The sequence below is a fragment of the Nonomuraea deserti genome (genome assembly GCF_004348685.1).
Classification (GTDB): domain Bacteria; phylum Actinomycetota; class Actinomycetes; order Streptosporangiales; family Streptosporangiaceae; genus Nonomuraea; species Nonomuraea deserti.
On the sequence record NZ_SMKO01000129.1, the window covers coordinates 1 to 20405 of the forward strand.

General features: G+C 72.2%; 17 protein-coding genes and 1 pseudogene. 9 read left to right on the forward strand and 9 right to left on the reverse strand.

What is annotated here, in order from left to right:
• The coding region (locus tag E1292_RS33950) for a discoidin domain-containing protein (RefSeq protein ID WP_132600683.1) at positions 1–2228 on the forward strand (2228 nt) is incomplete at its 5' end.
• Positions 2229–2273: 45 nt separating this feature from the next.
• On the opposite strand, the gene E1292_RS33955 is transcribed toward E1292_RS33950, so the two are convergent.
• The 5 genes from E1292_RS33955 to E1292_RS33975 all read right to left on the reverse strand — a co-directional run bounded on the left by E1292_RS33955 (position 2274) and on the right by E1292_RS33975 (position 8157).
• Positions 2274–3764, reverse strand: coding sequence for a sodium:solute symporter family protein (locus E1292_RS33955; RefSeq protein ID WP_132600686.1), 1491 nt, complete (start codon positions 3762–3764; stop codon positions 2274–2276).
• Positions 3765–3799: 35 nt separating this feature from the next.
• The gene (locus tag E1292_RS33960; RefSeq protein ID WP_220447192.1) at positions 3800–4924 is read right to left on the reverse strand and encodes an N-acetylglucosamine-6-phosphate deacetylase; all 1125 of its coding nucleotides are present in this window, start codon (positions 4922–4924) and stop codon (positions 3800–3802) included.
• Entirely contained in the window at positions 4921–6309 is a 1389-nt protein-coding gene (locus E1292_RS52970) for a neutral/alkaline non-lysosomal ceramidase N-terminal domain-containing protein (RefSeq protein ID WP_132600692.1), read from the reverse strand. Before E1292_RS52970 ends, E1292_RS33960 begins: the two co-directional genes overlap by 4 nt.
• Entirely contained in the window at positions 6300–7052 is a 753-nt protein-coding gene (locus E1292_RS33970; protein ID WP_132600695.1) for a sugar isomerase domain-containing protein, read from the reverse strand. The genes E1292_RS52970 and E1292_RS33970 overlap by 10 nt, the downstream gene beginning before the upstream one ends.
• A gap of 115 nt (positions 7053–7167) precedes the next feature.
• Positions 7168–8157, reverse strand: coding sequence for a LacI family DNA-binding transcriptional regulator (locus tag E1292_RS33975; RefSeq protein ID WP_132600698.1), 990 nt, complete (start codon positions 8155–8157; stop codon positions 7168–7170).
• 100 nt (positions 8158–8257) lie between these two features.
• Here E1292_RS33975 and E1292_RS33980 point away from each other — a divergent pair, with 100 nt between their 5' ends.
• From E1292_RS33980 to E1292_RS55925, 4 genes and pseudogenes are all read left to right on the forward strand, one after another.
• The gene (locus tag E1292_RS33980) at positions 8258–9520 is read left to right on the forward strand and encodes an AGE family epimerase/isomerase (RefSeq protein ID WP_132600701.1); all 1263 of its coding nucleotides are present in this window, start codon (positions 8258–8260) and stop codon (positions 9518–9520) included.
• Complete coding sequence (locus tag E1292_RS33985) at positions 9517–10290, forward strand: 6-phosphogluconolactonase (RefSeq protein ID WP_132600704.1); 774 nt, start codon at positions 9517–9519, stop codon at positions 10288–10290. Before E1292_RS33980 ends, E1292_RS33985 begins: the two co-directional genes overlap by 4 nt.
• A gap of 73 nt (positions 10291–10363) precedes the next feature.
• Complete coding sequence (locus E1292_RS33990) at positions 10364–11695, forward strand: mannitol dehydrogenase family protein (RefSeq protein WP_246090525.1); 1332 nt, start codon at positions 10364–10366, stop codon at positions 11693–11695.
• 146 nt (positions 11696–11841) lie between these two features.
• Positions 11842–11922, forward strand: a pseudogene (locus E1292_RS55925) (GntR family transcriptional regulator); the annotation flags it as partial.
• Between the two features lie 29 nt (positions 11923–11951).
• Here E1292_RS55925 and E1292_RS55140 read toward each other — a convergent pair.
• The 3 genes from E1292_RS55140 to E1292_RS34005 all read right to left on the reverse strand — a co-directional run bounded on the left by E1292_RS55140 (position 11952) and on the right by E1292_RS34005 (position 15094).
• A complete protein-coding gene (locus E1292_RS55140; protein ID WP_281284083.1) occupies positions 11952–12086 on the reverse strand; it encodes a hypothetical protein in 135 nt (44 codons plus the stop codon).
• A 100-nt stretch (positions 12087–12186) separates the two neighbouring features.
• Positions 12187–13698 carry a CocE/NonD family hydrolase gene (locus E1292_RS34000; protein ID WP_132600710.1) on the reverse strand — a complete coding sequence of 504 codons (1512 nt, stop codon included), beginning with the start codon at positions 13696–13698 and terminating at the stop codon, positions 12187–12189.
• A 10-nt stretch (positions 13699–13708) separates the two neighbouring features.
• Complete coding sequence (locus tag E1292_RS34005) at positions 13709–15094, reverse strand: CitMHS family transporter (RefSeq protein ID WP_132600713.1); 1386 nt, start codon at positions 15092–15094, stop codon at positions 13709–13711.
• Between the two features lie 109 nt (positions 15095–15203).
• Between E1292_RS34005 and E1292_RS34010 the strand changes: the two genes are divergently transcribed.
• The 4 genes from E1292_RS34010 to E1292_RS34025 all read left to right on the forward strand — a co-directional run bounded on the left by E1292_RS34010 (position 15204) and on the right by E1292_RS34025 (position 19465).
• Positions 15204–16148, forward strand: a complete 945-nt coding sequence (locus E1292_RS34010) for a LysR family transcriptional regulator (protein WP_132600716.1) — start codon at positions 15204–15206, stop codon at positions 16146–16148.
• Between the two features lie 84 nt (positions 16149–16232).
• Complete coding sequence (locus tag E1292_RS34015; protein WP_132600719.1) at positions 16233–17435, forward strand: CaiB/BaiF CoA transferase family protein; 1203 nt, start codon at positions 16233–16235, stop codon at positions 17433–17435.
• Entirely contained in the window at positions 17425–18318 is an 894-nt protein-coding gene (locus tag E1292_RS34020) for an HpcH/HpaI aldolase/citrate lyase family protein (protein ID WP_220447193.1), read from the forward strand. Before E1292_RS34015 ends, E1292_RS34020 begins: the two co-directional genes overlap by 11 nt.
• Before the next feature lie 202 nt (positions 18319–18520).
• Positions 18521–19465, forward strand: a complete 945-nt coding sequence (locus tag E1292_RS34025; RefSeq protein WP_246090524.1) for a GNAT family N-acetyltransferase — start codon at positions 18521–18523, stop codon at positions 19463–19465.
• 43 nt (positions 19466–19508) lie between these two features.
• Here E1292_RS34025 and E1292_RS34030 read toward each other — a convergent pair whose 3' ends face one another.
• Entirely contained in the window at positions 19509–20384 is an 876-nt protein-coding gene (locus E1292_RS34030) for an alpha/beta hydrolase (protein WP_132600725.1), read from the reverse strand.
• Positions 20385–20405: the final 21 nt, after the last annotated feature.

The window sequence follows — 20405 nt, forward strand, 5'->3', positions numbered from 1 at the left end:
CCGCACCCGCCGCCGCGGCCCCCGACCGCACCGCCGCCGCCGCGAAACGGGACCTGCCCGGTAACAGGCCCAACCGGACCGGCGGCACCGACTACTACATCGACGCCACGAACGGCCGCGACGACGCCGCCGGCACCTCGCGGAAGACGGCCTGGAGGAGCCTGGCCAAGGCGAACGCCACGACGTTCGGCGCCGGCGACCGCATCCTGCTCAAGGCCGGCGAGCAGTGGCACGACGAGCAGCTCTGGCCGAAGGGCTCGGGCAGCGCGAACCGGCCGATCACCATCTCGGCGTACGGCGACCCGCGCGCCCGCCTGCCCTACATCGCGACCAACGGCAAGGTGCCGAACCCGTTCCGCGCGGACGGCACGAAGAACCCCGACACGGTGGGCCTGACCGGGGCCATCGTGCTGCGCAACCAGCAGTATTTCGAGATCGACCACGTCGAGCTGTCCAACGACGACGACTTCGCCACCGACATCACCACCGGGACGTACGTCCGCGACGGCATCGCGGTCTCCATCAACGCCGACCTCCTGCCGGCCGGCGCGGACAGCGTCATGGACCACTTCCGCGTCACCGACGTGTACGTCCACGACCTCGACGGCCCGAGCACCTGGCAGAAGATCCATTACGGCGGCGTGAACTTCCAGGTCTTCGGCAGCCGGAGCTACAAGGAGTACGGCACCGGCGGCCACCACTTCAAGGACGTCCGGATCGAGGACAACACCTTCAAGAAGGTCGAGCTGCACGCCGTGCAGTTCGCGTTCAACTGGTTCGCCGCCGACGGGCAGGACGCCGGCGAGTACGACGACAGCGGGAAATTCCACGAGGGCTGGGAGCAGCTCTGGGTGCGCACGCGTGACCTGTACAGCCGGGACGTCTCCATCAGCCACAACTACGCCGAGAGCATCGGCCAGGGCGCCTTCCAGTTCGCCAACGCCAAGAACATGACGGCCGAGTACAACGAGGTCAACGGCTTCCTCCAGCGCTATGACGCGGTGTCCTGCGGGCTGTACCTGTGGGCGGGGGCCGACTCGGTCATGCAGTACAACGAGGTCTACGGCGGCCCTGACAACGAGTTCGACGGCACCCCGTGGGACCTGGAGTACACGAACTTCAACGTCACCTACCAGTTCAACTACTCGCACGACAACGCGGCGGGCTGGATGGCGTACATGGGCAACAGCTCGAATTCGGTCGCCCGCTACAACCTGAGCGTGAACGACAACGGCGTGCTCGTGAAGAACATGTTGTCGACGAACTACTCGCCGACCTATTTCGCGAACAACACGTTCGTCTACGACGGCGCGGACCTCGACACTTTCCATGACGAGACGTTCCTGAGCACCGTCTACTTCCTGAACAACATCTTCTACAACACCTCGAAGACGGATGCCACGCCGTGGTACCGCCGCACGGGGGCGCTGCGCCAGGCGGTGTTCTCCAACAACGACTACTACGAGGCGAGCGGCACCCATTCCTCCCAGGAACCGGCGGACGAGCGCGGGCTGCGCGTCGATCCGAAGTTCGCCGGCGACCCCGCCGACTACGTCACCGGAGCGGGCGTGAAGAACATCCGCAGGGCCGCCGCCCACTTCAGGCTCCGCAACGACTCGCCCCTCATCGACGCCGGCCGCTACAACCCCCACCTGGGCACAGAGGACTTCCTCGGCACCCACCTCTACTACGGCGACGCGCCCGACCTCGGCATGGCGGAGAGCCGCAAGGGCAAGAAGGTCACCGACCCGGTGGACGACGACCCCATCGAGGACGAACCCGGCGACGACCGCGTCAACCTCGCCCTCGGCAAGCCGGCCACCGCCAGCTCGACCCACCCGGGCGCGAACGGCACGCTCGTCGCGAAGAACCTGACCGACGGCGATCCGGCGACCCGCTGGGCGGCGGCCGACGACGCCTCCTACCCGATCACGCTGGACATCGACTTCGGCGCGGACACCACCTTCGACGAGGTCTATCTGGACGAGTACACCGACTCGGGCACCAACCCGCGGGTCCGGACGTACGAGCTGCAACGGTGGGACGCCGCCACCGGCGCCTGGGTGACGTTCGCCCGCGGCTCCGACGGCATCGGCCACGACGCGTCCGTCACCGGTTTCGGCGACGTCACCACGTCCAAGCTGCGCGTGTCGCTCACCGGCCTGCTGCCGGGCGAGGTGTACAGCCCGACGCTGACGGAGGTCGCCGCCCACCGCACCGGCGGGTGACCGCGTAGGGGGTGGACGTCCCGGGCGTCCACCCCCTACGGCCGTCTACCGGCTCGGGGCGGTCTCGGGCTGCTCGGCGTCGAGCGAGTCGACCAGCTCGTCGGCCTCGGCGTTGCGCGCGGGCGCGATCAGGCCGACGAGCACGAACACCACCAGCGCCGACAGGACCGGGGCGGCCACCTCCACGGTCTGGCCCTGGCCCGGGAAGACGTACTTCAGGAGCGCGAAGACCACGAGCCCGGTCGCCCATGAGCCGATCGCGGCCGCGGGACCGCTGCGGCGGAACATCGGCAGCATGCCGAGCAACATCGGGATGGCGATCGGGCCGACCAGCGCGCCGAACCAGAGGATCAGCAGGCCCAGCACGCCGCCGAAGCTGTCCGCGCCGAGCGCGATGCCCATCGACAGCGCGATGAACAGGAACGTGGAGACCCGGCCGGCCAGCAGCTCGGACGCGGACGACAGCCGGTGTGCCCGCTTCCGGACCGCGGGGATGATGTCCCTGATCACCACCGAGGAGATGGCGTTGGCATCGGAGGACGTCATCGCCATCGTGTGCGCGAACATCCCGGCGAGCACGAGACCGATGAGCCCGCCCGGCAGCAGCTGCTGGGTCAGCAGCGCGTACGACTGGTCGGGCTCGGCCAGGTTGGGGAGCAGGACCGGCGCCGCCCACATGGGGAAGAACAGCACGAGGGGCCAGAAGAGGTAGAGGCCCGCGGAGAACAGCGCGGCGCGCCTGGCCGACCGGCCGGTCGGCGCGGCGATGAACCGCTGGGCGAGGTTCCAGGTCCCGCCGTTGTAGGAGAGCGTGTTGATCAGCAGGTAGACCAGGACGAAACCCATGGTGTACGTGCCGTTGAACGGCTGGCCGTGTCCTTCGGGCAGCCTGTCCCACAGCGTCCAGATCGCGGACACGCCGCCGAGTTGGGCGAGCACCGCGACGAACAGCGTGATCCCCGCGACGAGCTGGATGACGAACTGGCCCAGGTCGGTGAGCGCGTCGGCCCACAACCCGCCGATCGTCGAGTAGATCAGCGTGACCCCGCCGGTGAGCAGCACGCCCCAGGCGATCGGCACGCCCGCGAACACCTGGAGCAGCAGCGCGGTCGCCGCCCACTTGGCTCCCACGTCGAAGACCTTCAGCGCGGTGCCGCTCCACGCGAGCACCTGCTGAGCGGGCACATTGTAGCGGGTCGCGAGATATTCCAGCGGCGAGATGATCCCGAGCCGCTGCCGCAGCCGTGGCCAGCGCGGCGCGAACAGCACCGATCCGACCAGCATCGCGAACGTGATGCCGATCGCCCACCAGACGTACAGGGTGAAACCGGCGGTGTAGGCGATGGCCGCGTAGCCGACGAACACCGCCGAGCTGTAGCCCGACATGTGGTGGGAGATGCCGGACAACCACCAGGGCATCCTGCCTCCGGCGGTGAAGAAGTCCTTGGCGTCACGGATGCGGGACTTCGCCCACACACCGATCGCGATCATCACCACGAAGTAGCCGCAGATCACTAGCCAGTCGAGAAAGCCCATGAGATCTCCCAGGTGGGGGTGGGGAGGGGTGCGGTTCAGGCGCTGTGGACGGGCACGCCGTTCACGAAGGTGCGCAGGACGGACAGGTCGGACGTGGTGACGATCAGGTCGGCGGGCGCGCCGGGTCCGATGCGGCCGCCGCCGGTGCCGAGCAGCCGGGCCGGATTCTCCGCGGCCATGCCCACCGCGGTGCCGAGGCCGACCTCCGTGCGCGTGACCGCCCAGGCGACGCACTCGATCAGCGAGCTGCCCGAACCGGCCAGCAGCTCGCTTCCCGGCAGCGTCACCCGGCCGTCCTCGCGCACCGTGATCCGGCCGCCGACCGGGGTCGTGTAGTCGCCCGGAGCGCAACCGGCCAGCGCGACGGAGTCGCTGACCAGCAGCGCGCGAGCGGTCCCCTTGGCCCGCAGCATCGCGGTGAACGTGTCGGCCGGCAGGTGGTGCCCGTCCGCGATGAACGTCGCGGCGAGCCGGTCCTCGGCGAGCTGCGCCCAGATGTAGTTGGGGTGCCGGCGGATCATCGCGTGGGCGCCGTTGCCGAGGTGGGTGGAGAGCCGCGCGCCCGCCCGCACGGCGGCCTCGATGTCGGCGGGCGCCGCCGCCGTGTGCCCGATGGACACGATGACGTTCCGCCGGGAGAGCTCGGCGATGTAGGGGACGGCGCCCGCCCGTTCGGGGGCCAGCGTGACGATCCGTACCAGCCCGCCGCCCGCCTCCTGCCAGCGCCCGAACTCGGCGATGTCGGGATCGCGCAGGTAACCCGCGTCGTGCGCGCCCCGCGGCCCGTCCTCGGCCGCCAGGCAGGGCCCCTCGATGTGCAGGGCGGGTATGGCGTGCCGGACCAGCGGATCGGCCTCGCGGGCCGCCGCGATCACGCGCAGGTTCCTGATGATCTTGTCTTCGGGCGCGGTGATGATCGTGGGGCACAGCGTCGTGGTGCCGTGCCTCCACAACTCGCGGACCAGCTCGGCCACGTCGCCGGTCGAGAGGTCGTCGGCGTTGAAGTCGCGCCCGCCGTACCCGTTGACCTGGAGGTCCACCAGGCCCGGGAGGATGAGCGCGTCGGGCGCGTCACGGAGCTCGGTGACCGCGGCGATCCGGGGTCCGTCCAGTTCGACGCGCACGGGACGCCCGTCCGCGAGCCTGCCTTCGACGTTCACCGTTCCTCCCCCGCCAGGGCCCTGGCGGCGGCCATGACCAGGCGGCCGGCTTCGGGGGTGAACGCGGCGCGCAGCCCGTAGGCCCGGTGGGCCTCGCAGATCTCGTAGCCGCCCGCTTCGTAGTGCGTCTCGGGGTAGGGCAGGTAGCCGGGGACCCCGCCCGTGTAGCCGGCGACGAGCAGCCCGGGATCGCCGAGCGCGGCGCGCAGCTCCACGGCGAACTCGACGAAGGGCTCGCCGGGCAGGAAGACCAGCGGGATGCCGCCCCACCGGTGCACGGCGACCTGGACCTCGACCGCCGCCGGCCCCGGGTCGGCCAGCTGGGCGCGCGCCCACTCCGCCCATACGCCGCCGGGTTCGTCCGCGAGCGCCCGCAGCCGGTCCGGCGGGAGCGGCTCGCCGAGCGGCAGCTCGACCCGCGCGGCGGCCACCGACACCAGTCCCGCGCCCGGCCCTCCGACCTGCCCCCGGACCTGGTCCGCGACCGGCGCGGCGAGCGACGTTGTGACCGGACCGGCGGGTGGCCCGGCGGGTGGCCCGCCGGGTGGCGTGGTGAGCGGCCCGGTGGGCGCTGCTGTGACCGGTTCTGTCGCGGCGCCGAGCGCGGCCTCGGCCACCTGGGTCCCGATCCGTTCCGCGGCCTCGAAGGTCCTGCCCGGCCGTGGCTCGGCGCCGCGCAGGCTGTCGAGCGCGGTGTGCCCGGTGTTCAGCTGGCCGCAGCAGCCTTGGAGGAAGACGGCCACGCCGCCGGCCCCGGACTCCACGCGCCGCCGCGCGTACCCGGGCCAGTCGGCGGTGATCTGGAGGTTGTCGGGGCCGAGCGTCACCGGGTGGCAGGCGTAGGAGAAGACGGTGGCGATGGGCTCGCCGTCCTCGCGCTCCAGCCGTACGACGGGGACCACGGGGTCGGTGAGGGTCCCGCCACGCCGGTTGCTCGCGACGCCGTCGAGCGTGCCGCTGCCGCGGCGGAGCACCGCGGGCGTCATGGCGTCGAGCGCGGCCTCCGCGGCGGCGACGATCCGCGAGCAGGCGTGCCGGACGTACGAAGCGTCGGCGACGCCGCCGATGCCGCCCCTGGTCACCGCGGGGCCGGCGTGCGTGTGCGTCACCGCCACGGCCACCCGCTCCTCCGGGATCCCCGTGCGCTCGCGCAGGTCGCCGGCGATCCGCCGGGTGGTGTCCGGGTCGAGGGCGATGAGATCGGCGCAGACCACGACGGACGTGGTCGTGCCGTCGGAGACCGCCACGGCGGTGGCCAGCAGCGGATCGTGCACCGCGGTGGACGCGGAGGTCCTGGCGGCGTAGCCGGCGAGCGAACCGCCGGGCCGCGGCGTGATGTCGGCGACCGCGGCCCCGGCGAGCAGGCCCTCCCCTGTCACAACCATCGGACCCGCCCCCGGAACCGGTCGAGGAAGAGCGCGTTGCGCTCGTCGCCGCCCGGCGCGTTCCCGCTGCGCCAGATCTCCGGAACAGTGCCGCGCCCGGCCAGCTCGGCGATCGCGGCGGCCATGACGCAGTTGAGCGTGTAGGCGTTGGCGAACGTCGAGATGGCGCCGACCCGCTCGGGAACTCCCTCGATCTCGAGTACGGCGTCGCCGACCGGCACCTTCGTGTCGATGTGCAGATCGACGAGGTCGTGCAGGTTCTGCCTGGTGGGATGCCTGGCCGGGTGGCCGGGCGCGGTCCGGTCGGCGTGCTCCCTGGAGGAGACGCCGAGGACGGTGACGCCGCGCTCGCGGGCGGTCAGCGCGGCGTCGATGAGCGCGGCGTTGATGCCGTAGGCGTTGACCAGGATGAGCAGGTCGCCCGCGCCGAGCCTGTTGTCCTCGATGACGACGCGGCCGTAACCGGGGGTCCGCTCGATGGCCATCGAGCGCAGCGCGCCACCGGACAGCAGCGTGCCCTCGTCGAGGATCGCGCTGACGTTGACCAGGCCGCCCGCGCGGAAGAACACCTCCTGCGCGGCGAGGTTGGAGTGCCCGCCGGGGCCGTAGACGTAGATCAGCCGGTCCGCCCCCCGCACGGTGATGTGGTCGGCGATGAGCTCCGCCGCCGCCCCGATGGCGTCGGCCTCCTCGGTTTCGATCCTGCCGATCAGGCCCGTGACCTGCTCGGCGTACGTCCGCATGAGCGACGCGTGCCGTCCGTTTGGCCGTCCGTCCGGCCGTCCGTTTCGCACCCTGCAAGCTCCTCATGACCGATGAAAGCGATTGCAGGCATTCAAGACTACGACCGAACCCCGGTCAAGAGGTGGACCGCGGCCCTGTGGAGTCGCGCGCGACGAACACGCCGGGCAGCCTGTGGTGCTCCGGCGCGCCGCCCGGCGCCTCGATCTGCCTGGTCAGCACCTGGACCGCGGTGGCGCCGAGATCGTCCATCGGCGCGGTCACCGTGGTCAGGCTCGGCGTCACGGTCCTGGCGAGCAGCACGTCGTCGCAGCCCACGACGCTGCGGTCGCCGGGCACGGCGACGCCGCGCCCGGCGAGCTCGGCGAGCACCCCGCACGCGGTGAGGTCGTCGAAGGCGAACGCGGCGGTGGCGCCGGTCTCCAGCAGCGCGGCTCCCGCCTGCCTGCCGCCCTTGAACGTCGCGCGGAACGGGCCGAGCTCCGTGAGCTCGACCCCGCGGCCCCGGGCCCACCCGCGGATCGCCTGCGAGCGCCGGGCCGCGGCCCACGACGCGCTCGGACCGGCGAGCAGCGCGAACGAGCGGTGACCGTGCTTGTGGAGATGCTCGCCGGCGTCGAAGAGCGCGCTGGTGTTGTCGCAGATCACTGAGGAGAGGTCGCGCAGCGGGCGGTTGAGCAGGACGCAGGGAAGCCCTTTCGCGGCCTCGCGCAGCGCCGCCGACGACGAGCGCGGCGAGGCCACGATCACCCCGTCCACCCTGCCGCGCAGCCGGGCGACGTGTCTCACCTCCGCCGCCGCGCTCTCCTCCGCGTCGACCAGCATGACCGAGCTCCCCATCCGCTCCGCCGTACGCTGGATCGAGCGCACCAGCAGCGGGAAGAACGGGTTGGTGATGTCGGAGACGATCAGCCCGATCGTCTCCGCCCTCCCCGTGACCAACCCGCGCGCGGCCGGGTTGGGCAGGTAGCCGAGCTCCCGGGCGACGGCCGTCACCTGCTCCCTGACCCGCGTGCTGACCAGCTCGGGGCGGTTGAAGACCCGCGACACGGTCGCCGCGGAGACACCGCACCGCTGGGCGATGGAGTAGATCGTCGGCTTGCTCAACCCGCGCTCCTCGGCATCGGCTCGCCCCGGCTTGACCGGAGTACTCTAGCGGAGCAAGAATTCATGCAATCGCTTTCATTGTTCCTCAGGAAAGGACGGCATGGGTTCCGAGCAGCCCGAGCGGGTCGCCCGCAGGCAACTCGAAGACGTCATCCTCCCGTTCTGGCTCGGGAACGGCATCGACACCGAGCACGGCGGGTTCTTCACCTGCTTCGACAATCGCGGCCGGCGCCTGCTGTCCACGAACAAGTTCACCTGGTCGCAGGGGCGTTTCGTCTGGCTGCTCGCCCGCGCCGCCCGGCTCGCCGACCGCGGCCTGCTCTCGCTGGGCGGGCTGGGCGGCGACTCCGGCACGCTCATCCGGCACGCGGAACGCGGCGCGTCCTTCCTGCTCGACCACGCCGTCGGCCCCGACGGCCGGTGCGCCTACGTCCTCGACCAGCGGGGCGGGGCGGCGCTCGACGAGCAGGGCCGGCCGCTGCCCGCGGAGCGCAGCATCTTCGCCGACGCCTTCGTCGCCATGGGGCTCGCCGAGCTCACCCGATACACCGGCTCGCCCGCCCACCTCCCCACGATCGATGTGATCGTCCAGCGGATCGCGGACGACGTGGCGGCCGGCGATCCCCCGACCCCGCCGTACCCGCTGCCGCCCGGCTGCTCGGGGTTCGGCGCCCGCATGATCGTCCTCAACGCCAGGCTCGACCAGGCACGCGCGCACGAGGCGGCGTCCCCGGACCGGACCAACCCCCACGCGGACGAGTTGCGCGCCGCGCGCCGCGCCATGCTCGCGCACCGGGAGGACGGCGGCCTGTTCACCGAGGCGTTCGTGGCCGATCCCGGCATGCGCGACACGATCCTGGCCAGGCACCGCACACCCGGCCACGCGCTGGAGGGGATCTGGATGGCGCTGGAGGCGGGCGAGTCGCTCGGCGAGACCGGCGACCACGGCGACCTGCTCGCCGGCGTCTCCGCACTGTGCGCGGCCGGGTGGGACGACGAGCACGGCGGGCTGTTCCGCTACGTCGGCGTCTCGGGACGGCGCGCCGGAGGGCCGTACGAAGACCTGGTCAGGCGGACCTGGTCGACCAAGCTGTGGTGGGTGCACACAGAAGCCGCCTACACCACCCGGCTGGCGGCCGAGCGCTACGGGGACCGGGAGGCGGCCCGCTGGTTCGACCGGATCTGGGCCTACACGCTCGGCACGTTCCCCGGCGGAGCGGACGGCGAGGAGTGGATCCAGATCAGGGACCGGGCCGGGGCTCCCCTCGACGAGGTCGTCGCCCTGCCGGTCAAGGACCCTTACCACATCTCCAGGAACCTCATGCAGATCGTCGAGCTCCGCTCCCAGGGAGGCCGGCCGTGACGGCCACGAACACGGGCCCCGTGATCGAACGGGTCGCCGGACACCTCGATGTCCGGGTCTTCAACGACCGGGCGCGGTCCGGCGCCGCGGCGGCACGGGCCGCGGCGGCGGCGTTGCGCGCGGCGCTCGCCGCCCGCGACGAGGCCAGGGTGATCTTCGCGGCCGCCCCCTCGCAGCGGGAGATGCTGGCCGGGCTGCGCGCGGCCGAAGGGATCGACTGGTCCAGGGTCGCCGTCTTCCACATGGACGAGTACATCGGCCTGCCCGCGGACGCGCCCCAGCGGTTCGGCCGCTTCCTCCGCCACGAACTCTGGGAGTCCGTACGGCCGGGCGCGGTCCACGTGATCGAGCCCGGCGACGACCCGGAGGCGGAGAGCTCCCGCTACGCCGCGCTCCTCGGCAGGTCCCCGATCGACCTGGTCTGCCTGGGCATCGGCGACAACGGCCACCTGGCGTTCAACGACCCGCCGGTGGCGGACTTCGCCGACCCCCGCGCGGTCAAGGTGGTCGAGCTCGACGAGGCCTGCCGGCGGCAGCAGGTCAGCGACGGGTGCTTCGCCACGCTCGCGGACGTGCCCGAGCGGGCGATCACGCTGACCGTTCCGACGCTGATGGCCGGGCGCACGCTGATCGCCACCGTGCCCGGCGCGAACAAGAGGGCCGCGCTCGCCGCCGCGCTCGACGGGCCGATCAGCGAGAGCTGCCCCGCCTCCGTCCTGCGCACCCACCCTGCCTGCACGCTCTTCGCCGATCTGGAGGCGTACCGGTGAACGTCACGACCGGAACTCTTCACCGACCCGGAAGCCTGTCGGAGAGCGTCACGGACGGGGGCGTGCACCCTTGGTGAGGCTCAGCCGCGCCACCCTGTCCAGGGTCGCGCCGGACGCGCGCCCGCTCGCGGAGCCACGCGCGACCGGCGTCGTGCACCTGGGCATCGGCGCCTTCCACCGGGCCCACCAGGCGGTCTACACCGAGCGCGCCATGGCCGCGACCGGTGACGACCGGTGGGGCATCTGCGGGGCCAGCCAGCGCAGCACCGACGTGGCCGACCGGCTCCGCCCCCAGGACTGCCTCTACGGCGTGCGCGCCGGCGAGGAGGCCCGCGTGGTCGGCTCCGTGCGCGAAGTGCTCGTCCCCGGTGACGATCTGGCGGCACGGCTGAGCGCCCCGGAGGCGGCGGTGGTCACGCTGACCATCACGGAGAAGGCGTATCGCCCTGATCCGCGGGGCGCGATCGGGAAGCTCGTCGCCGGGCTGCGCGCACGGGCGGCCGCGGACGCGGGCCCGCTCACCGTCATCTCCTGCGACAACCTGCCCGGCAACGGCACGATCCTCGCCGGGCTCGTGGCGGACCTGTGCGAGCCCCCGCTGCTTGGATGGGTCGCGGAGAACGCCACATTCCCCGCCTCCATGGTGGACAGGATCGTCCCCGCGACCACGCGGGCCGACCTGGACGACATGGCCGCCAGGCTCGGCGTGACCGACCTGGGCGCGGTCGTCACCGAGCCGTTCACGCAGTGGGTGATCGAGGATCGCTTCGCCGGCGACCGGCCCGCGTGGGAACGAGCGGGCGCGCTGCTGGTGGGAGACGTCCGGCCGTACGAACGCATGAAGCTGCGCCTGCTCAACGGCAGCCATTCGGCCATCGCCTACCTGTCGGGCGCGGCGCACGTGTCCGAGGCCGTGGGCGACCCGGTGTTCGCCGGGTTCCTCCGCCGGCTGATGGACGACGACCTCTCGCCCACCCTGGACGGGCTGGAAGGGTTCGACCTCACGCGGTACAAGGAATCGTTGCTGGCCAGGTTCGCGAACCCCGGCCTGCGGCACCGCGTCGCGCAGATCGCGATGGACGGCTCGCAGAAGCTGCCGCAGCGCCTGCTCGACCCGGCGCGCGAGAGGCTGGCGGGCGGGCACGAGCCCCGATGGATCGCGCTGGCCGTGGCCGGGTGGATGCGGTACGTCACCACGGCCCGCGACCTGTCCGACCCGCTGGCCGACCGGCTGCGCGGCGACGAGACGGCCTCCGCCGCGGCGACCGTGAACCGCCTCATGGCGATCGAGGAGATCTTCGGCGCCGATCTCCCCGGCGACCGGGTCTTCCGCGCGCTGGTCACCGACTGCCTGGAGCGGCTCGACGCCGGCGGCCTGCCCGCCACCCTCCGCGCACTCGACTAGCGGTGCGGACATCTTCTCGGGGTCATGTAGGGGCGTATTGTCTCTTCCAGTGGTACGGACCACTCCGCAGAGGGGGCGGTCAGGGGATGACGACGACCAAGTACGAAACGCTGCGGCGCATTCTCACCGACCTCATCGAGGAGCGGATGGCGCCGCACGACCCGCTGCCGAGCGAGCGCGAGCTGATGCAGCAGTACGGCGTGAGCCGCATGACGGTGCGCCAGGCCGTCGAGGGCCTGGCACGTGACGGCCGCGTCTACCGGGTCCAGGGGGCGGGCACGTTCGTCGCCGACTCTCGCAAGATCACCAAGTCGCTGACGTTCAGCTCGTTCAGCGAGGACATCAGGGCCAGGCGCATGAAGCCGGGCGGCAGGCCGCTCGTGCTGGGCACGGCGGGAGTCGTCGACCCCGCCCGTGGCCGCCCGCCGGGCGTACGCTCCGGCGCCGGGAGCCGGCTCCAGCTCGGCCTCGGACGAGCTGAGGGGGGCGGCTCACTTCCGGTCATTCCAGGTGGTGAGCTCGATCGTGGTGCCGCCACGGCCCACGCGCAGGTCGACCCGGCCCGCGGGTGCGTCGGAGTCGATCTCCGGGTAATCGTCGCTGGACACCGTGACCCGCAGGTTGTGCCCGGCCGGGAGCCGGTAGTGGGTCGGCCAGGTGTGGATCTCCAGGTCGTACGTCCTGCCTGGGCGGACCGGCACCGCACGGTGGTGCCCGAAGCGGTGACCGGCCTTGAGCCAGCCCTGGGTGATGCGGACGGCCGTGCCATCGGGGGCGACGTCCTCGGCCACCACCGCGATGTTGCCGTCGGTGGCGCTGAACGCGGCCCGGACCTTCGCCGTGATGTCACCGGCCAGGACGAGGTCCGACGTGTAGGGCTTCGTCTGGAACGTCAGGCGCTCGTCCGGGGTCCCGGCAGCCTGGTCGGTGTTGACGGTGAAGCCGCGGGTGGCGGGGGCGCCGGGGCGGGTGGTCAGCGAGCCGCCGTCGCCGAGGCTCAGCCGCTGGTGGCGGGCGCCACGCGGGGGCCAGGTGGAGAAGCTCTGCCAGCCGGTGCCACTCGCTCCGGTCCCTGAGATCTCGTGGGACGTGACCTTGCCGGCGGGCAGGGGAACGTCTCGGCGTCCGGCGAGCCAGCGGTCCCACCAGGCGAGGTACGCGCCCTTGCCGATGTCGGCGGGCTGCCCGGCGGGCCAGCCGTGCTGCCAGGGTCCGGCGACCAGCCAGACGTTGCGGGGGCGGGCACGGAAGTTCTCCACCATGGCCGCGCGGTACCTGTCGAACCAGCCGGCGATCTGGAGCGCCGGGACGTCGAGGTCCTTCCAGCGGGCCTTGACGCTGCGTTCGCGCCAGAAGTCGTCGTAGAGCGGGTGCTGGGGGTAGGTCGTCAGGGTCTCGGGGGCCGTGTCGCGCTGCCAGCCGCGGATCCTGGCCGAGTAGATGCCGCCGCGGTAGATGGTGTTCTCGTACCAGTCGCTGATGCCGTCCACGGGGATGATCGCGGCCAGGTGGGGTGGCTTGTTCACCGCGACGAGGAGGGTGGAGTGACCGCCGTAGCTGAGTCCCGTCTGCCCGACCTTGCCGGTGGACCAGGGCTGCGCGGCCAGCCACTCGATGAGGTCGTAGTTGTCGCGTTGCTCCTGGCCGCTGAACGGGTCGAGGTGGCCGGGCGAGTCGCCGGAGCCGCGGGCGTTGCAGACGGCGGCGGTGTAGCCGCGGGTGACGTAGTACGCGGCCGCCTTGCCGAGGTTCACGAGATCGTCGTAGGCGGTGTAGTCGTACACGATGACCGGGAAGCGGCCGTCGGCGTCGGGCCGGTGCAGGTCGCAGGCCAGGTGGCTGCCGTCGCGCATGGGGACCCGCACACGTTCCGTACGCACCTCGTACGTGGCGGGCCTGTCGTAGGAGAAGAAGGGGTCGGCCTGGGCGGTGGCGGGGGTGTGCACGGCGAGAGGAACGGTCAGTGCGGTGGAGAGGGCGGCGAGGATCCGGCCGTACTTCATCAGGGACTCCTCAGAACGAGATGGCGCCGGTCAGGAGTGCGACGACGGTCATGACGGCGGTGGTGGCGAACGCCCAGCCGAAGATGAAGCGCTGGTGCTGGCCGAGTTGCACGCCGCTCATGCCGACGAGGATGAACGTGGCGGCGGTGAGCGGGCTGAGGGGGAAACCGGTGGTCATCTGGCCGAGGATGGCGGCCCTGGCGATCTCGGCCGGCTCGATGCCGAAGCCGCCGGCGGTCTGCGCCAGCACGGGCAGGACGCCGAAGTAGTAGGCGTCGGGAGTGAAGACGAGGCTGAGCGGCATGCTGGTGATCGCCACGAGCAGCGGCAGGTGGCCGCCGAAGGAGTCGGGGATGATCCCGACGAACGCGGTGGCCATCTGGTCGATCATCTTGGTCCCGGTGAGGATTCCGGTGAAGACGCCGGCCGCGAAGATCATGGTGGTGACCAGGACGACGCTCCTGGCGTGCTTGTCGAGCAGGGCTTGCTGCTTCTCCCAGGTGGGGAGGTTGACCACGGCGGCGATCGCGAAGCCGAGGACGAACAGCACCGGCAGCGGCATCGCCTGCAGGACCAGCGCGGCCAGCAGCACGACGGTGAGCACGAGGTTGAACGCGGTCAGGCCCGCGCTCCTGCGCTCGGGGCCGAGCAGCGTGCCGGGCCCGTCACCGCGTACCGGCCCGGCCTGGGCTTCGGACTGAGGGTCGGGCTGGGGCCCGGACCGGCGCTCGGCCTGGGGCCCGGAGCGGGGCTGGGCCTGGGGTTCGGCGGGCAGGCCCACGGTGCCCAGGCGGCGGCGTTCCCTGAGCCCGATCAGGTACGACGCCACCAGCACCCAGGCGATGCCCGCGGCCATGGCGGGCAGCACGGGGGCGAACACCTCGGAGCCGTCCAGCTTCAGCACCGCCATCGCGCGGGCGGTCGGGCCTCCCCAGGGGACCATGTTCATCACGCCGGCGCCCAGGCAGACGACGCCGGTCAGCACCAGAGGGCTCATGTCGAGCCGCTTGTAGACGGGCAGCAGGGCCGAGACGGTGATGAGGAACGTGGAGGCCCCGTCGCCGTCCAGGGCCACGCACATGGTGAGGACGGCGGTGCCGACGGCGATGCGCAGCGGGTCGTCCTTGGCCAGGCGCAGGATGCCGCGGATCAGCGGATCGAACAGGCCGGTGTCGATCATCAGGCTGAAGTACAGGACGGCGAAGGCGATCATGATGCCGGTGGGGGCGACCTTGCCCAGCCCTTCGAGGATCATCGGGCCCATGCCGGAGGCGAAGCCGCCCACGAGCGCCGTGACCACGGGGACCAGCACGAGCGCGGTCAGGACCGAGACGCGTCTGGTCATGGTCAACACCAGGAACAGTCCGATGGTGAGGAAGCCAAGGATCGCGATCATCCGGGTCCTTTCGCCGGGCGGGAGGTTACGGGCAAGTTTCCGAGCACCGACGTTTCACGTCCACCATCAAAAGTGGATTTATCCATGCGATATGCGCAACAGTGGTGCCATGGACGCCAGCCTGCGGCAACTCGCCGCCTACGTCGCCGTGGCCAGGGCCGCCGGATTCACCGCCGCGGCCGCGCACCTGCGCGTCTCCCAGTCGACGTTGAGCCGCGCCGTCTCCGATCTGGAACGGGTGCTCGGCGTCCAGCTGCTGGAACGCGACACCCGCAACGTGCAGCTCACCGCGGCAGGACAGGAGACCCTGCGCGTGGCCGAGCAGATCGTCGACGCCCACCGGTCGGGGATGAAACAGCTGCGACGTTACCTGCTCGGCGAGTCCGGCGTGGTCGCCATGGCCACCCTCCCGTCGGTCGCGGCCGTGCTGCTCCCCCGGATGATCTCCGCCTTCCGCGGCAGGCGGCCGGACGTGAGCGTGCGCATCATGGACGGCCTCGAACGCGCCGTGCTCGGCAGGGTGCTGAACGGCGACGCCGACTTCGCCGTCACGACCGTCGGCACGGCCTCCGACCGGCTCGAGCACCGCCCGCTGATCCGCGACCGCTTCCGCGCCGTGCTGCCGGAGAGCCATCCGCTCGCCGACCGCGACGAGGTCACCTGGGAGGACCTGGCCGCCGAGCCGTTCCTGGCCGTCGGCCCAGAGTCGAGCGTGCGCAGGCTCACCGACGCGGCGTTCGAGCAGGCCGGTGCCGTGGCGACGCCCGCGGCGGAGGCCGGCAACGTGGCGACCGTGGGCGGTCTGGTCGCCGCCGGCCTCGGGGTGTCGGCGATGCCCGCACTCGTGCTGCCGCTGCTGGGGCCCGGGCACGTCGTGCACCGCGAGCTGACCGGGCCCGCGGTCGAACGGCGCCTGGACATCGTGGTGCGGGCCCGGCGGACCCTGCCGCCCGCCGCCGCCGCGTTCCTCGACCTGCTGGACGAGGCCCGCGCCGAAGGGCGGGAGGTGCCGGCCGGCGCGGCGTGGATCACCACTGATGCACGAAGCGCATGAATTTATCCGGCCGTTCTGCTGGACCTGCATTTCTCCGCCCATGCACGATGAATCTCCGTTGACCAGGACGGAAGGAGTGCGTGCGTGGCCTCTGAACAGTGCGGGCAGTTGCGCGGCTTGAAGGTGGTGGAGTTCGCCCACGTGGTCGCCGGGCCGCTGGCCGGGTCCATGCTCGCCGACCAGGGCGCGGACGTCGTCCACGTCGAACCGCCCGGCACCGGCGACGCCGCCCGCGCGATGGGGCCGGCGCGTGACGGCGTGCCGTTGTGGTTCAAGGTCGCCGGCCGCAACAAACGCTCCGTCACCCTGGACCTGCACGACCCCGGCGGCCGCCAGGTCGCCCACCGGCTCGTGGCCTGGGCGGACGTCGTGATCGTGACGCTGCGCGCGTCGCGGCTGCGCGCCTGGGAGCTCGACTGGGAGGCCGTGCACCGGATCAACCCCCGGGCCGTCCTGCTGCAGATCTCCGGGTTCGGCGCGACCTCGTCGCAGGCCGACGCCCCCGGCTTCGGCAAGGTCGGCGAAGCCCGCAGCGGTGTGGTGCACCTGACCGGATTCCCCGACGGGCCGCCCGTGCACACGGGGTTCTCCCACGGGGACGCGGTGACCGGGCTGATGGGCGCGTACGCCGTGCTCGCCGCCCTGCACCGCCGGGCGAACGATCCCTCATTCGACGGCGAGTGGATCGACCTCGCCCTCTTCGAGCCGCTGTTCCGGCTCGTCGAGTGGCAGGTCATCACCCACGACCAGCTGGGCGTCGTCCCCGGCAGGTCCGGCAACCAGCTGGCCGTCGCGCCCGCCGCCGTCATCAACACCTACCTGTCGGCCGACGCCGACTGGATCACCGTCACCTCCGCCACCCTGCGTTCGGTCCTGAACGTCGTCCGCCTCGTGGGCCTGCCCGAGGAGGAGTACGCCACCACCGAGCGGCAGCTCGCCGGGCGCGTACGCCTGGACGCCGTCCTGCGCGACTGGGTGGCGGCGCGGACCACCGAGGAGTGCCTGCGCGCGTTCGCCGAGGCCGAGGTGGTCGCGTCCCCGGTCCTCACCGCCGAGGACATCGCCGCCGACCCCGTCTACGCCGAGCGCGGCGACATCGTCACCGTCGACGACCCCGACCTCGGGCCCGTGCGCATGCAGGCCGCCCTGCCGCACTTCCACCAGGCACCCGGCGGCGTCTGGCGCACCGGGCCCGCGCTCGGCGAGGACAACACCCTCGTCTACCGCGACTGGCTCGGGCTCGATGCCGGGCAGCTGGCGAAGCTGGAGGAGCGCGGTGTCATCTGACCGGCCGCGGCTGCGCTCCCTGCTGTTCGTCCCCGGCACCAGGACCGGCTGGCTCGCCAAGGCGGAGGCAGCGGGGGCGGACGCCGCCATCCTCGACCTCGAGGACGCCGTCCCGCCGGCCGGGAAGACCGCCGCCCGCGCCGACGTGGCCGAGGCCGTCGCGAACGCGACCGGCGACATGGCGCTCCTCGTCCGGATCAACCCGCTCGACGGCTGGGCGGGAGCCGAGGACCTGCGCGCCGTCGCCCACCCCCGTCTGGCCGGAGTGGTCCTGCCCAAGGTGACCGGGCCCGCCGACGTGCGGCTGGCCGACCGGCTGCTGACCTGGTGCGAGCGCGAGCACGGCCTGCCCGTCGGGCGGCTCGCCCTGGTCCCGCTGCTGGAGAGCGCCGCCGCCCTGCGGGAGGCGTACGAGATCGGGCGCGCCGCACCGCGCGTCGCCTATCTGGGAGCGGTCACCGGCAAAGGCGGCGACGTCGAACGCGCGGTCGGCTACCGCTGGAGCCGCGACGGGACCGAGACCCTCGCCCTGCGCTCGCGCGTCCTGCTCGACGCGCGAGCCGCGGCCGTTCCCTGCCCGGTCGCGGGCCTGTGGACGGACGTCGCCGACCTGGACGGGCTGCGCGCCTTCGCCGGGCAGAACCGCTCCCTGGGCTACGAGGGGATGATGGCCATCCATCCGTCCCACGTCCCCGTGATCAACGAGGTGTTCACGCCGAGCCCCGAGGAGCTCGCCCGCTACGAGCGGCTGGTCGCCGCCGTGGACCGGGCCCGGGCGAGCGGAGCCGGCGCGATCACCTTCGAGGGAGACATGGTGGACGAGGCCATGGCGGCCAGAGCACGGGCCGCCCTCAGGGACCACGCCACGCCGCCGGGCTCGTAGCCCGACGAAAAAGGTTTGCGCGCGGGCCGGCGATCGGATAGATCTTGCAGCCGGACCCCTGGCGACAGGAGCAGGGGGCACGACAGCGAGAGGAGGGATAAGCCCATGATGTCCATGATCACCGCGCTTGTCTCCTCCCGGGGCGCCGGCCACGCCTGACCCCCGGAGCGGACGGGCGCCTTCACTGGAGCGTGCCTCGACCGTGGAACAGAACGACCTGACCATGCGCCCGATCACCGGGCGCGAAGAACTCGACCTCTTCTCCCGGCTGCCCTATGTCCTCAACGAGGAACTCGCGGACGACCTCGCAGCCGGCCGCCGGCGACCGCCGTGGATGTGGGTCGCCCTGCGCGGCGACCGCCTGCTGGCCCGGGTCGCCTGGTGGTGCCGCGCCGGCGACGACACCCCCTTCCTCCTGGACGTCTTCGACATCGACGACAGCGGCACGGCACCCGACCGCGTGGACGTCGGCGTGCGGCTGTTGCGGACCGCCATGGCCGGCGTCGTCCCGGCAGGCGCCCGGCCACCCGAGTACGGTCGCTCCGTCCCGCCCGGCTGGCGCGACGACGGGGTGGCCAGGCGCGTCGTCGAGGACCGCATGGCCGCGCTGGAACGGACCGGCGCCCGCCTGTTCGTCGAACGCCTGCGCCTGGAGTGGCGTCCGGGGACGCCGATCCCCGAGCCGACCGGGCGCCTGAAGTTCCGGACGGTCCGCGACACCGAGGAGATCCTCTCCCTGATGACCCAGGTCCTCGACGGCACACTCGACGCGCACAGCAGGGACGACCTGACCCGGATGTCCGCCCGCGAGGCCGCCGTCAGGCACTACGAGGACGAGCTCGCGCACTTCCGGAGCCCGCGCGACTGGTGGCGGATCGCGACGCTGCCGGACGGCGAGCCGGTGGGGTTCGTCACGCCGGCCCGCAACGACTACAACCCCGTCATCGGCTATCTCGCCGTCGTGCCCGCGCACCGGGGCAACGGCTACATCGACGACATCCTCGCCGAGGGCAGCCGCATCCTCGCCGCGCAGGGTGTCCCGCGCATCCGGGCGGCCACCGATCTCGGCAACGTTCCCATGGCGAACGCCTTCCGGCGCGCCGGATACGTCAACTTCGAACGGTCGATCAACATGACCTGGCAGTGAGCCGGGCCGCGCGGGGAGGCCCCGGCCGACCTCCCCGCCCGGGTCAGCGCCTGAGGAGGCCGGCGAAGATCTCCACCAGTTCGGGCCGGTCGAACGGGCCGACATGGGGTGCGGCGACGCTGCGCACGTCGGTCGGGTTGTCCGGAGTGAGACGGTCGGCCTCCTCGATGAACCGGTCCTGCAACGCCGGCGGGATCAGCCGGTCGAGGGTGAGACGCACATAAGTCCGGGGGATCCGGCCCCAGGTGTGCGCTTCGCCCCGCGCCTCGGCCAGGGGGATGCTCGCGCTCTCGTCCGGCTCCAGCATGTTGAGCAGCCGGCTCACCTCCTCGTCGGTGAAGTCGCCGGCCAGGGCATCCCTGACGCCCTGGAACACCGCCGGATCGGCCGAGCGCCAGTTGAGCCGGCTCACTCCCAGGGCCGCCGGATCGGCGACCATCGCCGCGGTCACCCGGGGAAGCAGGCTGTCGCCGTTCTCCGGCGTTTCGAGGTAGGAGGTCAGGTTCGGCAGGTCCACGCAGCAGTACGCCGCGACGTAGACGACCCGCTCGAGCAGGTCGGGAACGGCGTTGCCGACCCTGCTCACGGTGACGCCTCCCTGGCTCATGCCGGCGAGGATCACGGGCCCGTGGCTGCGGGCGCGGCGCACCACGTCCACCACGTGCTCGACGTAGTCGTCGATGGTGATCTTCGAGAGGGGCGACGGTTCGGTCGCCAGCGCCTCCAGGTCCTGCGGGGCCTGGTACGAGCGGGGGTAGAACGCCTGGCGGCCGTGTCCCGGCAGGTCGACGGCCACGCACCGGTGCCCGCGCAGGGTGAGTTCGGTGATCAGTCCCGAAACCGCAACCGACGAGGCGTTGGTGCCGTGGACGATCACCAGGGTCGGCGGTCGCCGGTCGGCGTCGTGGGTGGTGGTCATGGACGGTGTCTCCTTCTGTCG